At 44.9% G+C, this 24866-nt stretch carries 19 protein-coding genes and 1 pseudogene; 8 read left to right on the top strand and 12 right to left on the bottom strand.

Features of this window, described 5'->3' with window-relative positions:
* Positions 1–155: 155 nt before the first annotated feature.
* Positions 156–1232, bottom strand: a complete 1077-nt coding sequence (locus FOF60_RS06305) for an NAD(P)H-dependent flavin oxidoreductase (protein WP_192473055.1) — start codon at positions 1230–1232, stop codon at positions 156–158.
* A gap of 318 nt (positions 1233–1550) precedes the next feature.
* A pseudogene (asnB, locus tag FOF60_RS06300) lies at positions 1551–3397 on the bottom strand (asparagine synthase (glutamine-hydrolyzing)).
* Between the two features lie 191 nt (positions 3398–3588).
* Between asnB and FOF60_RS06295 the strand changes: the two are divergent.
* Positions 3589–4149: a DUF2777 domain-containing protein gene (locus tag FOF60_RS06295; RefSeq protein WP_192473057.1), complete on the top strand. Its 561-nt coding sequence runs from the start codon at positions 3589–3591 to the stop codon at positions 4147–4149.
* A 284-nt stretch (positions 4150–4433) separates the two neighbouring features.
* On the opposite strand, the gene FOF60_RS06290 is transcribed toward FOF60_RS06295, so the two are convergent.
* The 6 genes from FOF60_RS06290 to FOF60_RS06265 all read right to left on the bottom strand — a co-directional run bounded on the left by FOF60_RS06290 (position 4434) and on the right by FOF60_RS06265 (position 11381).
* Positions 4434–6473: a sensor domain-containing protein gene (locus tag FOF60_RS06290; RefSeq protein ID WP_192473059.1), complete on the bottom strand. Its 2040-nt coding sequence runs from the start codon at positions 6471–6473 to the stop codon at positions 4434–4436.
* Between the two features lie 128 nt (positions 6474–6601).
* A complete protein-coding gene (locus tag FOF60_RS06285) occupies positions 6602–6955 on the bottom strand; it encodes a YisL family protein (RefSeq protein WP_192473061.1) in 354 nt (117 codons plus the stop codon).
* 83 nt (positions 6956–7038) lie between these two features.
* The gene (locus tag FOF60_RS06280) at positions 7039–7947 is read right to left on the bottom strand and encodes a fumarylacetoacetate hydrolase family protein (RefSeq protein WP_192473063.1); all 909 of its coding nucleotides are present in this window, start codon (positions 7945–7947) and stop codon (positions 7039–7041) included.
* Positions 7947–8474, bottom strand: a complete 528-nt coding sequence (locus FOF60_RS06275; RefSeq protein WP_192473065.1) for a DNA topology modulation protein — start codon at positions 8472–8474, stop codon at positions 7947–7949. The genes FOF60_RS06280 and FOF60_RS06275 overlap by 1 nt, the downstream gene beginning before the upstream one ends.
* Positions 8474–9658 carry a DUF418 domain-containing protein gene (locus tag FOF60_RS06270; RefSeq protein WP_192473067.1) on the bottom strand — a complete coding sequence of 395 codons (1185 nt, stop codon included), beginning with the start codon at positions 9656–9658 and terminating at the stop codon, positions 8474–8476. The genes FOF60_RS06275 and FOF60_RS06270 overlap by 1 nt, the downstream gene beginning before the upstream one ends.
* 130 nt (positions 9659–9788) lie before the next feature.
* Complete coding sequence (locus tag FOF60_RS06265; RefSeq protein WP_192473068.1) at positions 9789–11381, bottom strand: long-chain-fatty-acid--CoA ligase; 1593 nt, start codon at positions 11379–11381, stop codon at positions 9789–9791.
* Between the two features lie 240 nt (positions 11382–11621).
* Here FOF60_RS06265 and FOF60_RS06260 point away from each other — a divergent pair, with 240 nt between their 5' ends.
* The 6 genes from FOF60_RS06260 to FOF60_RS06235 all read left to right on the top strand — a co-directional run bounded on the left by FOF60_RS06260 (position 11622) and on the right by FOF60_RS06235 (position 13673).
* Entirely contained in the window at positions 11622–11843 is a 222-nt protein-coding gene (locus tag FOF60_RS06260; RefSeq protein ID WP_192473070.1) for a spore germination protein, read from the top strand.
* Between the two features lie 14 nt (positions 11844–11857).
* Positions 11858–12112, top strand: coding sequence for a spore germination protein GerPB (locus tag FOF60_RS06255; protein ID WP_192473072.1), 255 nt, complete (start codon positions 11858–11860; stop codon positions 12110–12112).
* A 38-nt stretch (positions 12113–12150) separates the two neighbouring features.
* Positions 12151–12765 (top strand): spore germination protein GerPC, encoded by a 615-nt coding sequence (gene gerPC, locus FOF60_RS06250; RefSeq protein ID WP_225650373.1) that lies wholly within the window; start codon positions 12151–12153, stop codon positions 12763–12765.
* Positions 12765–12947 (top strand): spore gernimation protein GerPD, encoded by a 183-nt coding sequence (locus FOF60_RS06245; RefSeq protein ID WP_192473076.1) that lies wholly within the window; start codon positions 12765–12767, stop codon positions 12945–12947. Before gerPC ends, FOF60_RS06245 begins: the two co-directional genes overlap by 1 nt.
* Positions 12948–12952: 5 nt before the next feature.
* Positions 12953–13378, top strand: coding sequence for a spore germination protein GerPE (locus FOF60_RS06240; protein WP_192473077.1), 426 nt, complete (start codon positions 12953–12955; stop codon positions 13376–13378).
* A gap of 76 nt (positions 13379–13454) precedes the next feature.
* The gene (locus FOF60_RS06235; protein WP_023615349.1) at positions 13455–13673 is read left to right on the top strand and encodes a spore germination protein; all 219 of its coding nucleotides are present in this window, start codon (positions 13455–13457) and stop codon (positions 13671–13673) included.
* Here the strand turns inward: FOF60_RS06235 and FOF60_RS06230 are convergent.
* The 3 genes from FOF60_RS06230 to addB form a co-directional block, all read right to left on the bottom strand.
* Positions 13670–13978 (bottom strand): HNH endonuclease, encoded by a 309-nt coding sequence (locus FOF60_RS06230; protein ID WP_192473078.1) that lies wholly within the window; start codon positions 13976–13978, stop codon positions 13670–13672. The genes FOF60_RS06235 and FOF60_RS06230 overlap by 4 nt on opposite strands.
* A gap of 381 nt (positions 13979–14359) precedes the next feature.
* A complete protein-coding gene (gene addA / locus FOF60_RS06225) occupies positions 14360–18148 on the bottom strand; it encodes a helicase-exonuclease AddAB subunit AddA (protein ID WP_192473080.1) in 3789 nt (1262 codons plus the stop codon).
* On the bottom strand, positions 18141–21716 hold the full coding sequence (addB, locus tag FOF60_RS06220) for a helicase-exonuclease AddAB subunit AddB (RefSeq protein ID WP_192473082.1): 3576 nt from the start codon (positions 21714–21716) through the stop codon (positions 18141–18143). Before addB ends, addA begins: the two co-directional genes overlap by 8 nt.
* 225 nt (positions 21717–21941) lie before the next feature.
* Between addB and FOF60_RS06215 the strand changes: the two genes are divergently transcribed.
* Entirely contained in the window at positions 21942–23096 is a 1155-nt protein-coding gene (locus tag FOF60_RS06215) for an MFS transporter (protein ID WP_225650375.1), read from the top strand.
* A 152-nt stretch (positions 23097–23248) separates the two neighbouring features.
* Here FOF60_RS06215 and FOF60_RS06210 read toward each other — a convergent pair whose 3' ends face one another.
* On the bottom strand, positions 23249–24808 hold the full coding sequence (locus tag FOF60_RS06210; RefSeq protein ID WP_192473084.1) for a class I adenylate-forming enzyme family protein: 1560 nt from the start codon (positions 24806–24808) through the stop codon (positions 23249–23251).
* Positions 24809–24866: the final 58 nt, after the last annotated feature.

Below are 24866 nucleotides of genomic sequence, written 5' to 3'. Positions count from 1 at the left end.
ACTTGGCTGATAATTTTAATCATATAAGTTGAACTGGATGGTTTAGCTTTTCATTTCGCTCCTGGTGCTTCATTCAATGTGTAATTATTAAGTTCAACCTATATATTAATCTTCGAACATTCCGTTTTCATCAAGACGGGCGATTTACCTGTTCCTCAAAGTGATGCCTTTATTTCCTCAGCCTGAGAAACAATTTCTCTAATCAGCTCTTTAACGGTTTGGTCCTTTGCCAGCCCTGGGCTTTGGCCAGACCAAAGCGACATGAACCGGCTGTCATTCCGTGAGGCTGCCGCCTTCCTTATTTTAGTGGTCAGTTTATTTTGAACTGGATAATCAGGAATGGGAGCCTGACCTTCCTCTATATCTTTAATAAATTGATTCTTGATTCCTCTGGCCCACTTACCTGAAAAAGCGCGAGTCAGGACAGTATCTGAATCGGCTGCCTTGAGGACCGCTTCTTTGTATACTTTATGGGCACCGCTCTCTTTGCACGTCAGGAAAGCTGTTCCCATTTGCACTCCATTTGCCCCCAAACAGAGTGAGGCTATAACCCCCTTACCATTCATAATCCCTCCGGCAGCAATAACTGGTATTGATACTTTCTCTGTTATCTGAGGAATCAGCGACATTACTCCTAATAAATGATCCCCGCCATCTTCCGAAAAAGTACCGCGATGCCCGCCCGCTTCACTTCCCTGCCCGACAACGATATCCATTCCGGCATTTTCATTCATCACTGCTTCATTGACGCTTGTTGCAGTTCCAATGAGGATGACCCCCTCACTTTTTAACTTTGAGATGACTTCTTCCGCAGGAATGCCAAAGGTAAAGGAGCAGACAGGAACTTTTTCTCCGATGATGACGTCCAGCAACTGAGCGAATTTGACATGTTCCTCCTTCGAATCCGGGACGACCGGGACTTCTTCCTTTATATTCAACTCATCACGAAAAGGCTGGAGCCTGTCGAAGGCCAAGTCTAAATCAAACTTTGAGACTCGAAAATCTCCTGGTATAAACAAATTCACTCCATATGGCTTGTCCGTCAGCTTCTTGATCTCCCTAATTTGACTCCTCAACTGGCCGGGTTCCATATATCCTGCACCGACCATGCCAAGGCCGCCAGCGTTTGATACTGATGCCACCAGTTCCGTGGTAGTTACCCCTCCTGCCATTGGTGCTTGTATGATTGGGAATTCAATATTCAATAACTCTGTCAACCTGTTATCCCACATGTTATAGAACCCTCCTTTTTTCATTGTTCTTCCATCTGTCCTTAATCTATGTATTCCAATGACGTAAATGGTTTCACTATCATTTCATAAACTATCCCATAGGCTCATTCTGCTCAGTTCCACTGAAGCTACCTCTCTCAAATTTTACTTACTGTTTATTTTACAGAATTTTTCGATACATAAAAGCTAATTTTGTCATTTTATAAACTAGATCATCCGTTCATCTGGGAAAATCCCCTTATCCGAAAAGGAGCCGAGCGCATTAGAGGCCTAAAAATATGAAAAATTTAAGCAAGCCCAATTTTCGGGCTTGCTTTTTTAGTCTGCTATATTGATATTGTAATCCCTGAACCAGATATGAATTTGTGCTAACTGAGCCAACAGCTGCGGACCTGTCATCAGCTGGCCAAACCATGGCACTTTGAAGGATGCACCCTCGGACTCTATCATTTTTTGCAGTGTGGCCCTGTCGAAGAATTCATGCAGCGCACTGTTCGAATCGGCCATGAAATCTGAGAGCATTCCCTGCACTGCCTGTGTATAGGCCGGGTGGTGAGTCTTCGGATATGGACTCTTTTTACGGTACAAAACTTCATCAGGCAATGTGCCCTCCAATGCTTTGCGCAAGATCCCTTTTTCTCTGTTACCGTGCATCTTCATTTCCCAGGGGATGTTCCAGACATATTCAACAAGGCGGTGGTCGGCGAAAGGCACCCTCACTTCCAGGCTCGCCCCCATGCTCATCCGGTCCTTGCGGTCAAGCAGTGTTGTCATGAACCAGATAATATTTAGATAGAATAATTGTCTCCGTTTGGCATCGCTATGATTCTCGCCATCAAGAACTGGAACCTCCGCAATTGTATCGTTGTATTTTGCCATCATATACTCTTCAAGATTCAACTTTTTCCTCCAGTGGTCCCTCAGCATGTTTTGGCGCTCATTAATCGACCGCATCCACGGAAAACCAGGTCTATTCAGGTCTTCCTCTCTGTGGAACCATGGATAGCCGCCAAAAATCTCGTCTGCACATTCTCCAGAAAGTCCTACAGTAAAATCCTGTTTGATTTCACGGCAGAACCAGAGGAGCGAGGAGTCGATGTCTGCCATTCCCGGCAGGTCCCGGACATGAACAGCTTCTGTCAGAAAGTCTGCCAGATCATGCTGTGAGATAATACTGTTATGATGGATGGTGCCATATGTTTCCGTCATTTTATTGATCCAGAAGGCATCTGCATTTGGCTGGAATTCATTTTCCTTGAAATACTTGTCATTGCCTTCGTAATCGATGGAATAGGTATGAAGGCTTCCTTTTCCCTCCGACTTGTAATGGTTAGCAGCAATTGCGGTAATGGCGCTTGAATCCAGGCCGCCGGAGAGAAAGGTGCACAGAGGCACATCTGAAACAAGTTGTCTGGTGACAGCATCTGTGAACAGATCCCGGACCTTTTCAGCTGTTTCTTCAAGGCTATCAGTGTGCTCCTCGCTCTTCACATTCCAATATCTCCAGGTTTTCAGCCCATTTTTCGAAAAATCAATCCATGGCCCGGCCGAAGCTCCTTCATATTCTTAAAGATCCCTGCCCCGGGAGAACGGGATGGCCCAAGCCCAAACACCTCACAAAGTCCTTCCCTGCCTACCTCAGTCTTCACCTCTGGATGAGCTAGCAGCGCCTTTTGTTCAGAAGCAAACATAAGACCAGATGCTGTTTCAAGGAAAAATAATGGCTTCACGCCAAGCCTGTCGCGGCCGATGAACAGCTGTTCCTGCTGGTGATCCCATACAGCAAAGGCGAAAATCCCATTTAAATGTTCCAGGCAGTTTTCTTTCCATTCCATGAAAGAAGTAAGCAAAACCTCTGTATCAGAATGACCGTTAAAAGAATATCCTTTTAATAGCAGTGCTTTTCTGAGGTCTTCCGTATTATAAAGTTCTCCGTTATAACAAATGGTATAACGGTTATCTCCTTGTGTTCTGGTCATTGGCTGTTTGCCGCCCTCAGGATCGACAACCACCAGTCTTTTATGACCCAGCCCAGCATGCCCCGAAGTCCATATATTTGTATCGTCGGGACCTCTTTTACTCAAAGTTTCCGCCATCTTTGCCATGGTCTCACGTTCATGATCCAAATTTTTACGATAATCTACCCAGCCAGTTATTCCACACATTTTTTGATCATTCCTTTCAGCGGAACTTTTTGATGACAATAAGCACTTTCAGAATATTGACCATTGCTTAAGCATTACTCATCTTATGCAATTACATCTCAACTGGTTAATTGCCTATCTTTTAGATTATGTTATAAATTCGCCAAAATCTGTCTACAAAGAAGGTGAGCGATAATTAACGGAGGATCCAAATGAATCGACAACAACGAAGCAATCTAATTGAATTCCAGCCCCGGGCATTTAATGCCGGGACAGTAGAATATATTAATTCACAATGGGTTTTCTTTGATGAAGAAACAGAAGAGGCTGCACTCGTCGATGAATTCATCCATCAAGAGGTTGAAGTGCAGCGAAACAATAAATGGTGCAAGGGTTTTTTGCTGGATAACGGCAGCATTCAGACCGGCAACGAAAAAATCACTTTGCAGGATCAGGAAATGATCAGAATCAGGAAACAGCTGATCTATTCGTTCGAGCGTTTGCTTGATGAGCTTAATGATGAAGCGTTTGTCCAATTTATCAATACATTGAATTCGCTCAATTTTTCAATCTATGATTGCATCTATTGCTATAACCACCTGACGTTCCTTGATCACGACAAAGGGGTTTCAGGAGTCAATTTTTTGATTCTTGATAATGAAGAATACATCTGCAGTGTCCAGCACCACTTTGATTACTTTGAAACTCAAAATGACAGATTTGAATTGACCTTGAACAACGGGAAACGGACCGTTATCGAGAGGATTTCATAAGAAAAGCGCAAGCGCCTTGGTCAGCCCGACAAGCGCTGGAGGGCCTGCCAATGAAGTCGCTCTTTGACTTCATTGGCAGGACCGAAACGTCTGAGGAGTTAGGAGCCGCAGCTAGACAAGCGACTCGAGCTGCTCAAAGCTAACGCTTCTCGCAAGATAGTCTAAGAAGCACTCTCTGGGATGAAAACTGGCTAGGCGCTGGAGCTGGACAATTCTGGAAGTAAGATTTATACTTTCTTATCTCCTAAATAAAACAGAGCCTGCACAATGTGCAGGCTCCATCTTTATTTCACTGAATACACAACATTCTCCATCGTCCTGAACCCTTTTTCAAAGGCCGCAATGTCCAAGGGTTTTTGAATGTAATAGCCCTGTGCATAATGGCAGTCCATATCCCTCAAAAGATTCAGCTGTTCATATGTTTCTACGCCCTCTGCGACAATTTTAACGGAAAGTCCCTTGCCCATAGTGATGATTGCTTTGACAATTGCAATATCAGATGGGTCGTCATGAAGATTATTGATGAATGATTGATCGATTTTTAGCGTGTCAATCGGCAAATTGCGCAAATAACTTAAAGAGGAATATCCTGTCCCGAAGTCATCAATCGAAACCTTTACTCCAAGTTCCTGTAACGATTTCATGACCGAAATGCTATAGGCTATATCTTTCAGCATCGCACTCTCTGTCAGTTCCAGGGAAAGGAATACCGGCTCAAGCTTAGATGTTTCCAAAGCTTTAATCACCTGTCCAATAAAAGCATGCTGCTGAAACTGATAGGCGGATACATTAACCGAGATACCGAGATTCGGGAATCCATTTTGCTGCCATTCTTTCGTCTGGACACATGCTGTGGTCAGCACCCATTCCCCGATTTCCTCAATCAATCCAGTTTCCTCAGCAAGAGGAATGAACTGTGCCGGCGAAACCATTCCAAGATGCGGATGCTGCCAGCGGATAAGTGCTTCTGTACAGGTAATCTCCCCGGATTTCAAGTCCATCAGCGGCTGGTAGCAAAGATGGAATTCATTTTTTTGAAGCGCTTTCCTTAAATAGCTCTCAAGCTCAAGCCGGACCATTGCCTGATCGTTCATTCCGGTTGAGAAGTAAGTAATTTTATTCCCGCCTTGATTTTTCGAACGGTTCATCGCAATATCAGCATTTTTCAGCAGTATATGCTCATCCAGACCATCCCCTGGAAAGGAGCTGATCCCAATGCTGGCCGTAACAATGAACTCCTGATTTTGATAAGACAGAGGCATGGATATAATATTCTGCAGTTCCCTGGCTGTTCTTGTCGTTTGATCGATACTGACATTCTCTGTCAGCATCAGCGTAAACTTATCGCCGCTGAACCTGCCAAGATAAGCTCCTGCCGGGAGTCGACCCTCGATTCTTTCGGCCAGCTCTTTTAAAACAATATCCCCGGCATAATGCCCCAGACTGTCATTGATGATTTTGAAGCGGTCAATATCAATGACAAGTACGGCAAGCAGTTCTTTTTTATGCCTGGCACGGTGAATCATTTCTTCGAGCTGTTCGGTAAACCTCATCCTGTTCGGCAATCCCGTATCCTGGTCATAATAAGCAAGCTGTATAATCTTTTCTTCCGTTTTTTTCTGAATGGTAATATTCCGGCCAATTCCATACGTTCCTACACATGAACCATTTATCGTAATAGGAATATTTTTAATCTGAAAAATCTGTGTTTCGCCGCTCTTGATCGGGATTTCTATTGTATAAGTCTGATCTTTCCCTTTAAGTGCCTGAATGAAATGCATTTTGGCACGGTTCACGTCTTCCTTTTTGATAAAATCGAGCGCGGACCTGCCGATTAGCTCAATTTCGCTGTAGCCAAAGGTTTTCATGAATGCCTGATTGATACTTGTGAAATTGCCTGCCAAATCTGTTGAATAGACAAAATCTCCATTGTTGTCAAACAGCGATCGGTAGTATTGCTCGGAAACTTTGAGGCTTTCGTTTAGGTGAAGGATGTCTTGCTGTGAGGTTTCCACTAAAGAGTTCAATGTGTTGATGGTGTACTGATCTTGCAGAATAGGATTGAGTTCTTGTTTATCGAAAACAGTAAAAGACACGATACACTGTTCCTTTTCTGTAAAGCAGTCCGCTGCTTCACAATTCAACAAAGCAGAAACAGGAAGCTGTTTTTTAAGCAGCTGCTCAAGGTGCTGAAGCTTTCTTTTTTCTTTATGACTGTAAAAGATCTGCACCAATAGATTGCGGTGGCCCTTGAATGAATTGCCCTCTATAAAGCTATTAAGTTGTTGGTCATTTTCGTAAACGCAGCTTTTTGTCGTAGCCATTGCATTCTCCAATTAATTATATTTCTCCAATATCCCTATCTCTTAAATTATCATATTTGATAGGGTTAAGATATGACAAAAAAAGAAAAAGCTGCCTATAAAGACAGCTTTCTTTCGACAATTCACTATTAGAACAAATATGTTCCAAGTGGAAGTGAAAAACCTAGATATAGTACAAGAAGAACTGCGACAATAAATTGAATCCACAATACAGACGCTTTTTCGTTCTTTTTTGTACGGATTAAGATCATTTCCAGCATTGCGATAACCCACAGGCCTACTGCTGCTTTCAGTACATACATCAGGCTGATATTGATGCTGAAAAGAAGCCAGAAGCCAGTCAATAGAATCAGCACGTAAAACAGTCTAAGGACCATCTGGACAATTTTAGCGCCTTTTTCCTTACCGCTTTTATGTAGTCCCAGTGCTACGAAGAATAAAACAAGAGCCAAAAACCAGGCTGTCATATGGGCATGTATCATGTACCCGTCCTCCTAATAGTAAATTCTAAAATATCATATCATAACGTCGCCAAAAAAACTAAAATAAACTGGCCAGGCTACGATTAACTCTCCACTTTGTTACGCAATGTTCCAATCCCTTCAACAGTAATTTCAATTGTATCTCCAGCCTTTAGGAACCTTGGCGGCTTGAAGCCTTTGCCTACGCCTGCTGGTGTTCCGGTTGCTATGATATCCCCTGGCTCAAGTGTCATTCCCTGTGAAAGTACTGCAATGATTTCTTCTATCGGGAAAATAAAGTTTTCCGTATTTGAATCCTGCCGAACTTCTCCATTTACTGCTGTTTTTATATCCAGATTGTTCGGATTTGCGATTGCGGATTTATGGACAATCCAGGGTCCCATCGGGCATGTAGTATCAAGGCTTTTTCCGATGAAAAACTGCTTATGCTTTGCCTGGAGGTCACGGGCAGTCACATCATTCAGGACTGTATAGCCAAATACATAATCCAATGCCTCTTCCCTTTTGACCCCCATCCCTTTTTTGCCAATGACGACTGCCAGCTCACCTTCATAGTCCAATTGCTCGGTCAATTCGCTATGCGCAAGGATAGTCTGATCGTGGGCAATGACAGTTGTTGGTGCCTTCGTGAATACCATGATATGCTCGGGAATATCATCCTTGCTTCCCATTTCAATTGCATGCTCTGCGTAATTTTTGCCAACACAGAAAATATTTTTGGCCGGGCGTGGTATCGGTGCGAGCAGTTCCACTGACTCTAACGGGATGTATAGTTCGCTGTCCAGATTGTTTTCGCTTACCCAATGAACAATTTTTTCTGCTTCTTGATAAAAAATTTCGCCCTGTGTAATGGCTTCAATCATGTCAGATGGGAGAGCTGATTTACCGCCCATTTTTTCATAGGCATCCGCAAGCGGAAGGAGATGACTCCCTTCTGCATTGACTACCCCGATAGATTGACCCGATTCATTTTTAAAAGTAACAAATTTCATTAGATTATCCTCCCTTTATTGATTAAACCCTCCAGGAATGCTTCTGTTTCACGAGGATTTGTTAAATGGTAAATCTCTTTACCCTGATACTTGAATTCTTCTAATTTCGCCATAATGCCAGGCACTTTTTTGCGCTTGTATTGAGCCACCCATTTGATAAAATCCCAATCAAGTCTCTCCGGACAGCCTTCATTCATATCCGGCCTTGTCCTGCCGTGGTACATGATTCTTCTTTTGAAAACACCATACAGGCATCTTGTAGCTGAGTAATCAAGGAAGATGATGGTGTCAGCTGCACTTGCCCTTAAGTCCATCGTGCTGCCATAATTACCGTCAAGGATCCAGGATTCTTTTTCAATCATGTGCTTGATGAGTGATTTCCACTCATCTTTTTCTGTCATGACCCATCCTGGTTTCCAGTATATTGCATCAAGATGATAAACCTTAATGTTGAGGACTTGCCCCAGCTTTCGGGCAAGTGTAGATTTCCCTGCACCTCCGCAGCCGATGATGATGATTTTCTCCATCAGGCCCTACCCTTTTTAAAAGGCTGTTTCTTCAGGTACGTGCCGTTCCGCCATAGCCATTCCACCGGACCATAGTAAAACCTTTTGACCCACCAGCTGCTATATGCCAATTGTAATATGTAAATAATCAGTGCCAGTATTGAACCAGAGAAAATGGACACTTCCCCATAGTACCCTAGTCCATAACTATAAAAAATCATTGTCGAAACGATGGACTGGAATAGATAATTGCTGATTGAAAGCCTGCCGGCAGCCTCCATCGGGTAGAAGAACCTGTCAAATTGTTTCAGCTCAGAAACCAGCGCAATAATTAATGAATAAGCCATTGCTAGCATTGCACCGCCAAAAACATCCTGCATATAATCCGTCATCATTGTTTTGCCATACAGGTACGGAATTGCTTTTATCAACAGGCCAAGGGCTGCGAGTACAGCCGCAGCGGCTGCAAGCTTCCTCCTTTTATCCCGTACATTCTCAAATAATTTTAGTTTTGCTGCTCCAGCTCCTATCATGAATAAAGGAAGGATTGTGATCAAATATAGAAACAATCCCACCAGGTTATTATTTTGATACCATTCAGTTATTCTATGATGTGTCACTTCTGCAAAGCTGCCCGTTTGATAGATGGTGATCGACTGCTCTGCAGCTTGTGCGTCATACATCGAAAATCCCTCTCCGCCGTCAATGGCTGAGGCTGCACCGAGCATCAACAACAGGAGGACGTTTGGAACTATGTATAAACCCAATCCGGCAATAAAAAGCCTCTTCGCACTCCAGCCAATAAACAGCAGGAAAACAAAACCGCAGACTGCATATGTTATGAGAATATCACCTGGCCAGATCAAGAATGCATGGATGACCCCAATCAACAACAGGATCGAGAGCCTCCTTAAAACAAGAGGATTGAAGCTTAACCCTTTTTCAAGACTGCGTTCTCTTAAAATAACCAGACCATATCCGAACAGCATCGAAAACAGCGGGTAAAAGCTTGCCTGGATAAATAAATCAATGAACCGGTATGCAAATAAGTTTTCAGTTCCACCCCACCATGTCTCCGGTTCGATATAAAAATATGGCGAATGGAATGAAATCATATTTATGAGAAAAATCCCCAATAATGAAAAGCCCCGCATCCGGTCAATTGAAATAACCCTATTTCCGGATACCTGTCCGTTAATCTCCATTTTCCCCCTCTTTCCATCCAATAGTTAACATCTAATCTATGTATATCACACAATAAACCAACATGCCAAAGGTAACCGGAATCAGGATAAAAGAAAAAGGGACGCCGACACCAGGCAGTCCCCAGAACTATTAATTTACAAATCTGCCAGTCTTGCCATTCGCTTCCCAGTATTCGTTACGCAAATGAACCTTCTGGATTTTTCCGGAAGCTGTTTTCGGCAGTTCTTTTACAAAAGTCACTCCTGTAATTGCTTTGAAATGGGCAAGTTTTTCTCTCGAAAAAGCAATGAGATCCTGCTCTGTCACCTGCTCATTTTCACGAAGCACAATATAGGCATGCGGAGTCTCACCCCACTTTTCGTGAGGAACCGCAATGACTGCCGCTTCAAGGACCGACGGATGATCATAGAGTACTCCCTCGACTTCGATGGATGAAATATTTTCTCCGCCGCTGATGATAACATCCTTCTTGCGGTCGACAATATCAATATTGCCGTATTCATCGACCGTTGCCATGTCTCCGGTATGAAGCCAGCCATTACGGATCGTTTCCATCGTCGCCTCTTCATTTTTCCAGTAGCCTTTCATGACTCCATTGCTTCGGGTGATAACCTCACCAATTTCCTTGCCATCATGGGCAACCTCATCTCCATGATCGTTCACGACTTTTACCTGGCTGCCAATCATGGATACGCCTGCTTTTGCTTTCATTCGGTATTGTTCATTCAATGGAAGCTGCTTCAAATGTGACCTGACGGTTGAGATTGTGCTTAAAGGAGATGATTCTGTCATGCCATACACCTGGATGAATTCCCAGCCAAGTTCCTTTTCCACACGGGTTACGAATGCCGGCGGCGGTGCAGACCCGGCAATGACCACTCGTACCTGCTGTTCAATGGTCGGGACATTCTTTTCATAATACTGCAGCAGCGCATTCAACACAGTTGGAGCCATATGCATGACACTGACTTTATGCTTTTCCAGTGCGTTAAAAATTGTCTCAGGCGTCGTTTTTCGCAGACATACCTGTGAAGCCCCATTCGCTGTGTAATAAAATGGCGATCCCCAGCCATTCACATGGAACATCGGCAGGACATGCAGCAGAACATCCTCATCGCTGACGCGTAAATGGTGCATCGTGCTCAATGCGTGGATGTAATTGTTCCGGTGAGTGAGCATGACTCCTTTTGGATTCCCGGTCGTCCCGCTTGTATACAGTAGGCTGCAGACATCATTTTCATCGAGTTCTTCACGTCTGAAAGTATCAGCAGATTGCTGTGAAAGCCACTCATCATAATTGATTTCATCCAGGCTATCTTCCTTGTAGTGGACAATAATATGCTGAACGCTTTCGAGCTGATCCTTGATTGGCTGGATCAAATGATATAAATCCTGGTCCACGAACAAAACCTTTGATTCACTGTGGTTAAGGATGAACAAATAATCATCCGGCTTCAGACGAATGTTCAATGGGACCATGACTCCGCCCAGCTGGAATACACCATAAAAACCTTCAAGCATCTCAATTGAATTAGGTGCAAGATAGGCAATCCGGTCGCCTTTGCACACCCCCAGCTTTCTTAATCCATCAGAAAGCCTGTTCACTCTTTCATTCAATTCATTATATGTATGTGCCCTGTCCTCAGAAAAAATGGCCTTCTTGTTACCATAAAGCGCTACTGCCCGGTCTAGAAACTGGTTTAACAGCAATGGAACGTTCATAATCTGCCTCCTGTAGAATAATTTTATAATTCTAAATATATAAATATATTAACATATTACTCTTCCTGTTATATAACTTTTTGACTGTTATATAACATGCGTTTTTCCTAAGACTTTACTGCTAACCACTAGGTTCATGATTTTTGTGAAAAGGGTCTTTATCACCTAATAGGCATTTTAATCACATTCTGCTCCTGGGCACATAGGATAATAAAGAAATCTTATTAAAGGGTGTTGCAAATGCCAGCAATCGTTGGAGTCGCTCAGGTCATTTCCCTTGGTAACAGCTCCGTTTTCCATATAGGAGATGTTTACAGAATAAGCCCGGTATCCAATGCAAAAACATTTTCTGGAGCTGGCTCATTCAATACCGGAGATGGACTGACCGTGTACAATAATCAGAGCTCTACAAATACGTATGACCCAGATGCCGTCGATCAAGGAAATTATCTAAATGTATAATGCGGGTGATTACAATGAATTTTTATATACAACAATCAATAAACATAAACCTTCTGAAGGTTGATGGAATCACTAATTCTTCTGTACTGCAAATTGGCAGTGCGGGGATGATCAAGCCAGTTTCTTACCTTTATAACACTGGTGGATTCACAGCACCTGCCCCAGAGGCTGTCCACCCTACGGAAATTTCAACAGGCATGGAGGGTATTTCCGGGGGCACATTGGAAGCTCCTGCCGTACCACTGCAGGCCCCTGTACGTGAAAATTAATCAGTGTCAAAATGCTGGGTCGAGGCGAGGTGATTCGTTTGAACGCGGAATTCTATCAATATGTAAAGAAGCTGCATTTATATGTGGAGCACCAGAGCAGAAAGACAGCCAGATTGGAGAAATTGGTTATCGAGCTGCAGCAGGAAATTGCTGCACTGAAAGAGCGGCCTCCGGTTCAAATTGGGAATATCGAGTATAAATTCGACCAGTTAAAAGTGGAAACCCTTGAAGGAACGTTGAATATTGGGTTAAATCCAACAGATTTGGATGGAATCGACGATTTTTCCGTTGATCAAAAGGCTGTGAATGTACCGATTCCACCAAAACAGTTATTTAAAAGAACAATTGAGATTGAAACAGCACTGAACCAATATCTTGAATCTGATTTAGAGAACATTTACCGAAGTGCCCAAACTAAGCTTGGAATCAATGTAGATGATTCCTATTTCGAGTTCATAAAAAATGATATTAAAAAACAGTTATCTGGCAGAGCAGCTCAACATCTACAGGAACAATCATCAAGTGAAAGAGGCACTGAACTAAGCCCTCAGCTGAATGAAAAGGTGATTGATTTGCTTAAACAGGAAATCCAAAATGGTGTATTCCTGTTCCTGAAAAACCTGCCGGATAATGTAAAGGAAGGTCGTTCATAATGAATTTCCAAGTCTATAACCGGGATATTTGTGTCGGCGACATCAGGATCATAGGTGTTTCCAGTTCCTCGCTGCTGATGGTTGGGGATGCTGAAACAATCCAGCTGGCAGCAACCTTTGATACACCATCTGAATCGTTGATTGTCGGCCCATTCGTCCCGCTGTCACCGGATATATCGTGATCGCTATGCTTCAAAGAATAACATGTGTTGACCATATAAAAATTGACTCGGTATCCTTCTCCTCGATTTTCCAGATCGGTGATTCGGAACAAATACAGGCCATCTCCAGGGCATTGGCCGTGCAAAGAGAGGCCGAGATTTTTTTCGATAATGAAGGGAATTTCGATGTGTTCCCGATTTTTTCAGAACCGATTCCCTTTCAACCAACTGATGAAGAAAATGTTGTTTTCTCGACCCACAACCTCAACCCTGTATTAAAGGTCAGGAATATTGATATCCTGGGTGCCTCTTCCTCATCAGTTGTACACCTTGGAAACAGCCGCAATATAGCTATGGAAGCCCGGGTAAAGCATATACGCCAGCTTTTGCCCCGAAATGACAAAACGAATGGAACAAGTGGTGCCAATGGAACTAATGAAGAAGAAAATTAAGAAGCTTCTGGACTATGGACGGTTACGAAGCCGATGAGAATAAAATATTAAACAAAAGCAGAAAAGGATGTTTTCAATGCCAGCAATAATAGGTCCTGTGCAAATATTGAATGTAGGCGGCGGGACAGTGCAGTTTGGCGACACGCTGTTCATCTCGCCAAAGAGCAATTCTAAAACAGTCGCTGGGCAGGGTGGGTTCAATACTGGAGGATTCATTGTCACGAATAATGGATTAAGTGCCAGCAATGTTCTTGATGCCAACTTGATTGACCAGCCGACTGTAGGAAATAACTAGCGTTTATTTCTTTTTCGCGCATTAGATTTTGATATTTTCGGCAGCCTTGTAGAAGGCTGTTTTTTTATCCATTTCAAAAACTTCTCCAATTCAGGATGGGAGCGAAGCCGCTCAATCTTGTTTAAATCCGCTGCAAGCTCTTCATTCGTGAATAGAGCATGAATCTGTTTATGGCAAGGGATGCACAGATTGGCTGTTGGCATGAAAGTGCCCCCCAATTCTTTCGGAGTCAGATGGTGAATGGTTACCTCAACCTCTTCCCTGCCGCATAATTCACATGTACCGGATTGTTTTTTCTTTGCCACTCGGTGATCCCCTCCTCTCAGAATGAATTTTTAGCATAAAGTGCTTCTATCGGACACTTTTCCCTTTCTTTACCTTCCGTTTGTCCGATACATCCTCTCTATCGGACACTTTTCTCGTGCGTCGCCTTCTGTTTGGCCGATACAGCCTCTCTATCGGACACTTTTCTCGTGCGTCGCCTTCTGTTTGTCCGATACAGCCCTTCTATCGGACACTTTTCTCGTGCGTCGCCTTCTGTTTGGCCGATATAGCCCTTCTATCGGACACTTTTCCCTTTCTTTACCTTCCGTTTGTCCGATACAGCCTTCAAACGGATATTTCTCATAAACTAACAAAAAACCGGCAGGATTATTATTCACATCCCGCCGGTTTTTAACATTCCTTTATAGTTGATCCAGTTCCAGCAGATGGCCGCCGTCGAAGAAATATAAGTATTTCTCCTCTACCGGCTGCTTCCACACCTGTTCGATTGCTTTAGCATAAAGGCTGATTTGGATTCGATAGCGTTCTTCCAAAATCGGCTTTGCCTGTTCGAAACCGCCTTTGTAGCGGTCGTGAATGCCATCCGTTTTAAAATCAAGCAGGACTGTCCCTTTTTCATCCTGGAAAATGCAGTCTACTACCCCTTGGATAAAGATCGGCTCGTTTTCTCCCTGCCAATCTGGATATACTTCCTTTGATGGCAATGACAGATAGAACGGAACTTCACGGCTGACTTTATCAGCAGTTACCAGTCGCTTGCCGATATCCGTTTCAAAAAAGGCTAGTAGCCATTTTTTATCAACTGCATCGCGTTGCTCAGGGAATAGCAGCTCCTTCTCTACCATCCTTTCCAGCTGCAGCTCCAAAGATGCTTCTGTTACAGGCTGGGTCAGATCGATATGCTGCATGACCATATGCATCGCGGTTCCGCGTTCTGCTGGTGTAAGTTTCTTCTCCTGCATGAATCTTGGCCTGTTGAGGATTGGTTTTGAAAACCTCCGGACAATCTGTGTTCCGCTCTCTTCATCCCTGGTTTCGTGATTGCGTTTCAGCTCAGTAACTGACTGCTTGGAACGGTGGTTGGCTGCTTCTTTGAAATGATAGTTCCAAGAAAGCTGCCTTTTCACTGTCTCGGCCATTTCTGATTCCAAGTTTACAGGTTTTCCTGCTGCTACAAGGTCCATTAAGCTTTCTTGCTCCTCGGTTTTTTCCTCACCATATGAAGCAATTTCCTCAGCTTTAATGCTTTCGATTTTCCAGCGGGAAGGATGGCATGTAATGTCCTCACCCAGTGCCGAATGAAGGCGTTCGGTACCATCCCTGATATCAACACAATCTTGATGGCGGATTACAGCTGGCCCGATCCAATCGATATAGCCTGAAGCAGACGCTCTTAAGTATTCATCCAGAAGCCATTCAGGTTGGCTTGCCTCGTCCTGCCACTTGCTGATCGTCTTTTCTGCATCCTTGACCGACCCAATCAAGTAAAGCTTCTCCTTCGCCCGTGTCAAGGCAACATATAATACCCGCATTTCCTCTGCCAGCATCTCCATCTTTTTCTTGCGCTTGAAGGCTAACTGCGGCAAAGATGGGAGGGAAATCCGCTTTTCAGGATTGATATATTTTGCTGCGAAGCCAAACTCCTTGTCGAGCATGTAGAATTTCTTCAGGTCCATCGTATTGAAATTCCGAGCAAGCCCGGCAACGAAGACGACCGGGAACTCAAGACCCTTGCTGCTGTGGATCGTCATGATTCGGACCACATCTTCCTGCTCTCCAAGTGCTCTAGCAGCGCCAAGGTCATCACCGCGCTCCCTCATCCGCTCAATGAAGCGCAAAAAGCGGAACAGGCCGCGGAAACTTGTGGCTTCATATTGTCTCGCGCGATCATAAAGTGCTCGCAGGTTTGCCTGGCGCTGCTTGCCTCCTGGCATCCCTCCGGCAAAATCGAAGAAACGGGTTTCTCTGTACAATTGCCAGATCAAATCCGAAACAGAACCCTGCCTTGCCGAAGTTCTCCATCTCTTTAAGCTCTCAAAAAAGCGACTTGTCTTCTCGTGCAATCCTTCCTTTTCAGGTACTGGCCTTTGCAGGCAAAATGCTGTCAATGCCTCATAAAAGGAACCGCGTTTCTGGCTGACCCTGATGATGGCAAGCTCTTCTTCATCCAGCCCGACAATCGGAGACCTCAGGACAGCCGCCAGCGGAATATCCTGATAAGGGTTGTCGATCACTTTCAACAAAGAAAGCATAATTGCGACCTCAGTTGCCTGGAAATACCCAGTAGACAGATTCGCATAAATCGGGATGCCCTGCTGCTTGAACTCCTCCATGATTTGCGGCGCCCATGTCATCGAGCGGAGGAGAATGACGATATCCCGGTAGTTGACCGGTTTTGATGTCTTTGTCTTTGGATTATATACACCGCGGCGTTCTTCTACCATATCCTTAATATGCTTGGCCATCAGCCTTGCTTCGAGCTGGGATTGTTCCAGGTCGTCTGCGTCGAATTCACCTGCTGCCGTTTCATTATCTTCGCCAGACTCTGTTTCTGCAGATTCACCCTCACTTTTATCAATCAAGAGCAGCTCCACTGGGAACTCGTCATCCTCAGGATATGGCGCACCTTTTTTCAGCTCGGCATTTTCATCATAATGAATCTCGCCAACCTTGATCCCCATGATTTGCTTGAATAAATAATTCGTTCCGTCAAGCACCTCTCTGCGGCTCCGGAAGTTTTTGGCCAAATCTATTTTCAACCCTGTTCCTTCTCCACTGGATGTGAATCTGTTATATTTTCCAAGGAACAGATTAGGCTCTGCAAGACGGAATTTGTAGATGGATTGCTTAACATCGCCAACCATGAACAGATTGCCTGATTCTTCCCCTTCAGCTGTCACAAGCTGGAGGATCGCTTCCTGCACCATGTTTGTATCCTGGTATTCGTCCACAAGGACTTCCTTGAATTTAACTCTATATGCGAGAGCTGCTTCAGAAGGTTTTGCTTCTTCTTCCTCCGCTTCCTGTTCGGCCGTCAGGATATCCAGAGTATAATGCTCAAGGTCCGAGAAATCGACGAGTCCGCGCTCCTGCTTCACTTCTCCAAACCGGCGCGAGAATTCTTTTACAAGATCGATCAGCACAGCGACTAAAGGTTTCATTTCCTGCATATCCTTCAGGAAGCTTTCAGGTTTCCGTGAAAAGAGTTCGCCCTGCAAATCCTGGACAATCTTCTTGGCCCGGTCCCTTAGCTTGGCCGCCTTGTCTACAAGATCCTTGTTGAAATCATCACCGCGGCATGTTTTTGCCCTGCCAAAATTAGCAAGCTGGATTGCCTCATAAAGCTCTGCCCATGATCTGTCTTTTGCAGCAAGCAAGGTGTCAATCACATGGAGGTCTTCTGTAAAATTAACCGCCCTTGGCGCAGGCCCGCCAGGCATTTTGGCAATCTCCATCCCTTTTTCCAGAAGCTGTTTCGCTCCCTGGAGCTGCAGCTCAATATCAGCAAGAAGCACATTCATAAAGGGCAAGCCCTCGATTGCAGTACTGCCTGCTGCCTCATACATTGAAACGATTGAATCAAGATAGGCGTCAGGTGAAGGATTGGATCTGGCGAAATCGAACAGGTCTGCAATGATATCCTTCAATCCTTCATCGCTTCGGTCATTCGTGAACGCATCTACCAGGTTGAAAAAGTGCTGGTTGTCTGCCTTTCCGTATTCTTCTTCGAACAAATCCTCCATCACTTCGTCCCTAAGCAGCTGGCCTTCTGTTTCATCTGCAATCCTGAAGCCAGGGTCGACATCAATCATGTAATAATATTTTCTGATCACTTCAAGACAGAAGGAGTGGAGTGTTGAAATCGACGCTCTGTTCAAAAGGCTAAGCTGCTTTTTCAAATGAGTCGAAGCTGGATTGCTGTCGATCGCTTTTTCCAGTGCTTCCCCTATCCTGTGGCGCATTTCAGCCGCGGAAGCATTCGTGAATGTCACGACGAGCAGTTCATCGACATCAATCGGATCGCTTTCCGAAGTGATTTTCTTGATGATCCGCTCAACAAGCACAGCAGTTTTTCCTGACCCTGCTGCCGCAGCGACTAGGATATCCTGCCCCGAGGCCATGATTGCCTTCCACTGATCTTCCGTCCAGGTTGCCCCTTCCGGTACTGGCGGTATATTCGTTTTAGCCAAGATCCTCTTCCTCCTCTCCGATTGATGCAAGAATATCCAGTTTCCGTATTTCTTCTAATCTATCATTTACTCCTGGCAAGCCATCGTTCGCCTTCATATTTTGATCCTGCCGAAGCGACTCTAGGAGGTCTTCCTTTTTAATGACCGGAAGCTTCCTGAAATCATTCGATTCCACAGCCTGGTCAAACTGGCAGACTGGCTTGAAAGAGCAGAATGTACATGGTGCCCTGTCCTTAAGCTTATACGGTGCCACATCAACGATTCCGCTGACAATCCTGTTTCCGGTTTCTACATACTTATGGCGGACGAATTGCCGCAAGTGGTCAAAGTCTTCCCTGCTGGCCACTTTTGAGCTTTTCAGCAAGCTTCCATCCTTTTTAAAACCTGCGGAAATAATCTGTGAGCTCCCTGTATCCAGACCCTTGTCCATCATCCTGATGACATTCTCATCACTGAGCAGCAAGCCATTCATTTTAAAACGCTTGAGAATTTCCTCTTCAATTTCATCAAGAGTCAGCATTTTTGATGCGTTGACAATAGGGTTATGGACATGGAAATACAGAACTCCCGCCGGGTCAGCTGCCTTTCCGACCAGCAATGGCGAATGAGTGATGATAATGTCCAGGTAGGTGAGCATCTGGAGGGCCACACCATAATAAACCTCTGTCAAATTGACATCTTTAACGCTGGATTTATAATCGACGACCCTCAGGTACACTCCCTGGTCATCCTCTGCTTTATCGACGCGGTCAATCCGGCCCATCAGTTCCATCCTCGTGCCATTTTTAAGCGAAAAAGCAAGCGGCGGCAGTTTTCCCTGGCGTCCGAAGCCGAGCTCCAGACCAACTGGTGAAAATCCGCTGACCTTTGCATGCTCACTCAATACAAGCGACGCGCGGCTGATGATATTCTGCAGCTTCTGCCTGATATAATGATGCCTGTTCGAGCTCAGCAGAATCTCATTCTGCAATTTAGGAGCCAGCTTTTGGACTGCATCCCTTGCAAGCTCTTCAGCCTGGGCTCTTGTTAGCTGGGCCCAGCTGAGATTTTGCTGCATGACAGTCTCGGCAATCTCCTTAAGCGCGGCGTGGAACAGGTCCCCGATATCCGGCGCTTCAAGGCGGAAAATCTGGCGGTCACGCAGCTTCAGGCCATGCTGGACATAATGCGAGAATGGACAGCTGTTGAACAGCTCCATCCTAGACACACTCGCCTGGATTTCGTCACCATAAAGCTCCTTCGTGAGTGATTCGGACAATTGTTTCGTCCTGTTTTCGTAAAATAAGCTTGAAAGAACTTTGCGTGCTGTATCTCTCCATTGATGACTCTTTATATAATAATCGTACACATCCCACCAAAAATCATAGACAGGATAATTGCGCTTCTTCAATTGAAGCTGGGAAGTCAGATAAGACAAGGCTACACTTTCGCCAGCTGCGTACTCTATTTGCTCTTCTTCCGTCAATTCCGATGGATCTGGCAGGAAGAAATGCGTTTGATGTTCAGGGAATAGGTCAGAGATCCTCTTGATGAATGAGGATGGCATCAAAGCCTTCCCTTCTTCATTGGCGATTGGATAACTGATATACAGTTGTTCAGACGGCGTAACGAAAGCTTTATAAGCAATGAAGTTTTCGTCCAGAAGCTTCGTACGGCTGCTTGGAGCCATCTTTATTCCTCTTGACTGCAAAAGCTCCCGGTCATCATCTGCAAAAATTCCTTCCTCCGTCATCTTCGCCGGCAGTACACCTTCATTCACACCGATGACAAATGCGACTTTAACATCGGCAAGCCTTGTCTTTTCAAGGTCTGCAATCAGTATCTGGTCTATTGCTGGAGGGATCAACGAGAATCTCAATGATTCAAAACCAGCATCCAGAATCGACACGAACTGTTTTGGCGCAACTTTCGTGTCACCAAGCATCTCGACAAACTGGTCAAGAAGGTTGATCACTGCATTCCAGGCTTGCTCATGCTCCCGCGCCTCTACCAGCCTTCCTTCCTGTTCAGCACCCATTCTCCAGGCTTCAAGCTTTGCCGGGATATCAAGCTCTTCCATGAATAGATAGACTGCTTCCGAAAGCTTTCTTCCAGTGTCAGCACGCTTCAGACGGCGAGCCATCCTCAGCAGCGGAGAAGTAATCAGCAGACGCAGGTCATTCAGTTCCTGCTCTGTCTGTTTTTCTGCATCCGTCTGGGCCAGACCGTCATACTCCAGGCCGCGGATCCTGCGGTATTTCCATCGTTCTTTTTTCGTCCATTTATCTCCCTGGATGCCATATGCCAGTACATAATTCTCCAGCACATCCATCTGCTCGCGCATCTTATTCAGATTCATGCCATCCGGGAACAGCAGGTCCGTTTTTACAGCCCGGAAAATCGGCTCATACCGCCAGTTCCCCAGTACTGTTTCAAGACTTGAACGTACCAGCTCAATCAATGGATGATGGAGCATATTCCGCTTCTGGTCGATAAAGTAAGGCAGTCCATAATCGTCAAAAATCGTTTCAAGGACTTCTCGGTATTCGCTGCCTCTCATCAGTACGGCAATATCGCGGTAACGGTAACCACTATCCCTTGCCAGACCTAGGATCTTGCGGGCAACTCCTTCCAGTTCCGCCCTTCTGTTTGCTGCCTGGGCAATATGAATTGCAGCCTCCCCGTTATATCTGACGGCAGGCCTGGAATCGAATTCTCTCTCAAGATGCTTCAGGGATTCATCCTGCCAGCGTCTTTGTTCCGTCAGCACAATCTCTTCTTCAAGCTCGTAGCCTTTTGCTTTTATCATGTCATACAGAGTTGAACAGGTTTCTCCTGTTATCCTGAATAAATGCAGTTCGTCAGGCTGAGCATCTTTGAATCCCTTGTCGACAGGCAGTGCGATGGTAACCCTTTTACAAGTGCCAATCAACTGGTCAATGATCATCAATTCAAGGGGCGTGAAACTGTAAAAACCATCGATGTATACTTCTGCATTTTTTAAATATTGTGAGGCCGGGATTTTCTCTGCCAGCAATTTGAAGTAATCCTCAGAATCGATATATTTGCCGAATAATTCATCCTCGAATTGTCGATATACGAGCTCAAGATCATGAATTTTATCTTTCAGAGCTTTATTGCCCGCTGAGCCTTCCTCCATTTTTCCAGCGAGCTCATCCGGATTAATCGCATAGCGCTTGAACTCGATCAGCATTTGCTCCATCTGCTGGACAAAGCCATTTTTATCCGCTGCCTTTTGGAATATTTTCAGCTCGTCCTTTTTGTCTTCAATGATTTTGCGGATCATCATGCTGATCCCGACGCTGTCCAAATGCTGGCGAGTGTATCCGCCTGTTTCCTGCAGGATTCTCCAGGCAAGGCGGGGAAAGCTGAAAACCTGCGCCCTGATCATACCCCCAAGTTCAGGGTCAGTGGACAATCTGTATTCGGAAAGGAATGACATTTGTTCAGGGACAAGATAAACAATCGGGTCCCCCTGCGGGTCCGAAATGAGCCTGTCCTTAATTTCCTTAATGATCATCTCGGTCTTGCCGCTCCCCGAGCGCCCCAGTACTAAACGCACAGACATCTTATTACCCCTTTCTCTCTCAAAATATCTATCTCTTTATCACTCTTTAAAATGAAAAAGGCGCTTCCTATTCATGCGCCTCTACCTACCAAACGATTGTTCTATATATCATTCATTATACCTTTTTTTCTGGCCATTTTGGAAGCAGGAAGCCCGTTAATTTTTCCCAAAACAATCTGCAAAATCAGCGGTGCCTGCATATGTTAGTGGTGGCAGGTGATATACATGAAATCCATGTCTTTTTTCCAGAAGGCTTCCATCCTTCTTACACTCTGCGCCATTATGGTCGCAAGCAATATTTATACATTGATTCCAATCTATTCGGTTCTTGCGGATGACCTTTCAATCGCCGAATCCCACGTTGTTCTCGCAGGAGGGCTGTTTACTTTTTTCTATGCATGCGGTCTGCTGTCATTCGGGCCAGTTTCCGATTTCACAGGCAGAAGGAAAATCCTTGTGTTCGGGCTACTGGCCTCTGCATTAACGACACTGGCAGTCGGCTTCTCGGTCGGATCCCTTAGTTTGTGGATTGCCCGATCGCTGCAGGGAATCACCCTTGCTACTTTTGCTTCAGTTGCTTTCGCCTACTCCTATGATGTATTTAATTTTAGACAGAGGACAATCCTGGTCGTGCTGATCAACACAGGATTTTTAATCGCGGGGATTTTTGGGCAGGTTGCCAGCGCATTTTTCTCTGATGTTTTATCCTGGAATAGCGTCTTCTTTTTCTTCTCAGCACTTTATTTCATTCTATTTGCTGTCGCTTTTTTCCTGCTGAAAGAATCACCACCGCCCGCGACAGAAAGAAAGCCTTTATTGAAGATATTTTTTCAATTGCTAAATGAGCCGCGCCTGATGAAATGCTATGTGATTACGTTCTCGCTGTTGTTCGCGATTATCGCCTTCTATGATAGTATTGGACGTTTTTTTGACGGACCTGCATCAGACCTGCTGATGATCCGGCTGGTTGGATTGATTGGGGCTTCTCTTTCCCTTTTCACAGGGAAACTGATTGATCGCTGGGGAGAGTTGCGAACTTTGATGTTCGGCTTGGCCATCGGGTCAACAAGCGCTTTTATGCTGCTTTTCTTCCATTCCACCGTTGCTTTGATTGTCTTTTCCATTTTGTTCGTTTCTTCGATTTCACTCGTCATCCCGACCGTCATTACCTTGATTGGCTTTTATGGCAGCAAACAGCGGGCAAAAGCACTGTCTCTCTATTCATTCATCCTTCTGACTGGGGCCAGTCTCGCCCCGCCGGTTGCAGCACTGCTGCCATTCAGCGGGGTCATGATTCTTCTCTCTTCACTATTCACTTTTAATATTGTCCTTTGTATTTTGATTCAAAAAAAGGCATTCCAGACAGCAAAAGCTGGCTGAAATGCCTTTTTCATGTTTCTTAGATTGCATTTTGAAAATCCGGGAAGAAAACTTTGTCCTGAACTTTGGCTTTATTCCTTAAAATCTTGGTATATTCCTGAATCATCGGTCTTATTCCTTAAAATCTTGATATATTCCTGAATCATCGCTTATTATTCCTTAAAATCCCGATATATTCCTAAATCCCATTTTTCAACTTTCGACACACTATTTTTACCCGCCATTTCTTTCAACAGTTTCTTATCGATTTTCCCGACATGCGTCTTCGGCATCTGGCCAATGGTATGGATTACTTTCGGCACTTTATAGCCGCCAAGCTTCTGCCTGCAATGCACTTTGGCTTCCTGCTCTCCCAAAGCGGCTCCCTCTTCAAGAACAATGAATGCAGTCACGACTTCTCCCCATTTTTCATCCGGCATTCCGACCACCGCAGCCTCACGGATAGAAGGGTGAGAACAGAGCCAGTGCTCAATCTCAAGCGGATACACATTTTCACCGCCCGTGATGATCATCTCTTTTTTCCTGCCGACAATATAGTAATAACCATCCTTATCTCTCTTAGCCAGGTCGCCTGTGTAGAGCCAGCCGTCCTTCAATGTGTCTTTAGACGCGTTTTTATTTTTCCAGTAAAAAGAAAAGACATGATTCCCCTGAATCGCAAGTTCACCGACCTCACCTGCTCCGACCTCTTGTCCGTCTTCATCCAGAATCCTGATACGATGGAATAGCATTGGCTTACCTACCGAGCCCCTTTTTACATCTGCCTCTGAAGGATCTATGTAAAAATTATTAGGGCCAGCCTCTGTCAGTCCATAGCCCTCCTTGAAGCTGAGGCCTTTCTGTTTGTAAGCTTCATAGATTTCGAACGGGCACGGCGCACCCCCTGATAAAAAAAGCTTAAGATCCTTGAATTCCGCCTTCTGGAAGAGATCCGATTTTACAAGCATATGGTGCATTGTCGGCACCAAAAGCACAATACTGGATTTATACCTTATAAGATTTTCAATTGCCTTTTCAGGGGTAAAATCGTTTGCCAGTACGACCTTTCCTCCTGCCATCAGGATAGGGATTGAAAGAGCGTTCAAACCGCCTGTATGGAATAATGGCAAATACGTTACCGTCGTATCCTCGTTCGTCAGATTCCAGCTGGCGATTGTGGAAAGGCTGTTCCAGACGATTGCCCGATGTGACAAAACCGCTCCTTTCGGCTTTCCAGTGGTTCCACCTGTATAAATCATCGCCAGAGGGTCTTCCTCCTCCACATTTGTTTCTGCAGTATCCAACTGTCTAAGTTTTGCTTCAAACAGCTGATCGTATCGTGAACCATTGATTTGAATACAACGATCCTCCTGGTCCCAAATCATCGTCACTACCTTTGTAAAATTGGAATGAAACCCGAGCAGCCTGGGCTCACAGTCTTTTATGATATATGCCAGCTCATCAAGGGATAGCCTCCAGTTCAGCGGCACAAAAATGGCGCCGATCTTTCCGCAGGCAAACAGCAAATCAAAGTAGCTTATTCCGTTCGGCGCAAGCAGCGCAACCCTGTCGCCTTTTTTGACACCCTTTTCACCCAGCCATGCTGCGATTGCTTTAGCCCGATCATTGACTTCCCTAAAAGACCATTCCTGATCTGTCCCTGCATCGGCAATCGCAGCTGCAACCGGTGTCAATCCCGCTCTAGATTCAAGCCAGTCGAGCTCCCACCTCACCGCAATCTCTCCTTCTCTCGTCTTGATGGATTCATTTTAGGCGATGGGAGTTACAGAG

The sequence above is a fragment of the Mesobacillus jeotgali genome (assembly GCF_014856545.2).
Classification (GTDB): Bacteria; Bacillota; Bacilli; order Bacillales; family Cytobacillaceae; genus Mesobacillus.
Note: the sequence above shows the minus strand (reverse complement) of the source record. Positions and strands in the feature narration are given on the sequence as shown.

Excerpts from the sequence above, each read along its gene's own strand:
- FOF60_RS06240 (WP_192473077.1), top strand. The coding sequence starts at position 12,953 with ATGCTTCAAAGAATAACATGTGTTGACCATATAAAAATTGACTCGGTA.
- FOF60_RS06270 (WP_192473067.1), bottom strand. The coding sequence starts at position 9,658 with ATGGAGATTAACGGACAGGTATCCGGAAATAGGGTTATTTCAATTGAC.
- addB (WP_192473082.1), bottom strand. The coding sequence starts at position 21,716 with ATGTCTGTGCGTTTAGTACTGGGGCGCTCGGGGAGCGGCAAGACCGAG.
- FOF60_RS06260 (WP_192473070.1), top strand. The coding sequence starts at position 11,622 with ATGCCAGCAATCGTTGGAGTCGCTCAGGTCATTTCCCTTGGTAACAGC.
- FOF60_RS06245 (WP_192473076.1), top strand. The coding sequence starts at position 12,765 with ATGAATTTCCAAGTCTATAACCGGGATATTTGTGTCGGCGACATCAGG.
- FOF60_RS06215 (WP_225650375.1), top strand. The coding sequence starts at position 21,942 with ATGAAATCCATGTCTTTTTTCCAGAAGGCTTCCATCCTTCTTACACTC.
- FOF60_RS06280 (WP_192473063.1), bottom strand. The coding sequence starts at position 7,947 with ATGAAATTTGTTACTTTTAAAAATGAATCGGGTCAATCTATCGGGGTA.
- FOF60_RS06265 (WP_192473068.1), bottom strand. The coding sequence starts at position 11,381 with ATGAACGTTCCATTGCTGTTAAACCAGTTTCTAGACCGGGCAGTAGCG.
- FOF60_RS06305 (WP_192473055.1), bottom strand. The coding sequence starts at position 1,232 with ATGTGGGATAACAGGTTGACAGAGTTATTGAATATTGAATTCCCAATC.
- FOF60_RS06290 (WP_192473059.1), bottom strand. The coding sequence starts at position 6,473 with ATGGCTACGACAAAAAGCTGCGTTTACGAAAATGACCAACAACTTAAT.
- FOF60_RS06275 (WP_192473065.1), bottom strand. The coding sequence starts at position 8,474 with ATGGAGAAAATCATCATCATCGGCTGCGGAGGTGCAGGGAAATCTACA.
- FOF60_RS06295 (WP_192473057.1), top strand. The coding sequence starts at position 3,589 with ATGAATCGACAACAACGAAGCAATCTAATTGAATTCCAGCCCCGGGCA.
- FOF60_RS06255 (WP_192473072.1), top strand. The coding sequence starts at position 11,858 with ATGAATTTTTATATACAACAATCAATAAACATAAACCTTCTGAAGGTT.
- FOF60_RS06235 (WP_023615349.1), top strand. The coding sequence starts at position 13,455 with ATGCCAGCAATAATAGGTCCTGTGCAAATATTGAATGTAGGCGGCGGG.
- FOF60_RS06285 (WP_192473061.1), bottom strand. The coding sequence starts at position 6,955 with ATGATACATGCCCATATGACAGCCTGGTTTTTGGCTCTTGTTTTATTC.